Annotated in this window: 1 protein-coding gene; it reads right to left on the bottom strand. The window is 34.9% G+C overall.

Features of this window, described 5'->3' with window-relative positions; all coding sequences use genetic code 11:
* The coding region (locus R0J92_RS26320; RefSeq protein WP_411053856.1) for a hypothetical protein at nt 1–238 on the bottom strand (238 nt) is incomplete at both ends.

Raw genomic sequence — 238 nt, 5'->3', positions numbered from 1 at the left:
ATAGGAGCACCAATTTCAGGTGTTTTCTTGATTCTCTCTAATAAATTATTAACACCTTCTCCACCCTGGATGCTACTACTCTCTGACGATTCTTTAAACTTCTCTTTGATTTCAACAATGTTATTCTCATAAATTCTCAAAATCTCATCCACTGAAGTTGAATCAAAGTTAGACTGCATTTCTTCCTGCTCTTTAGGATCGATCAATGTATCGTCATAGATTCCACTAATATCAAACC

This window comes from Tritonibacter sp. SIMBA_163 (assembly GCF_046535935.1).
GTDB lineage: Bacteria > Pseudomonadota > Alphaproteobacteria > Rhodobacterales > Rhodobacteraceae > Epibacterium > Epibacterium scottomollicae.
The sequence above is the reverse complement of the archived record's forward strand: the minus strand, read 5'-3'. Positions and strand labels throughout refer to the sequence as shown.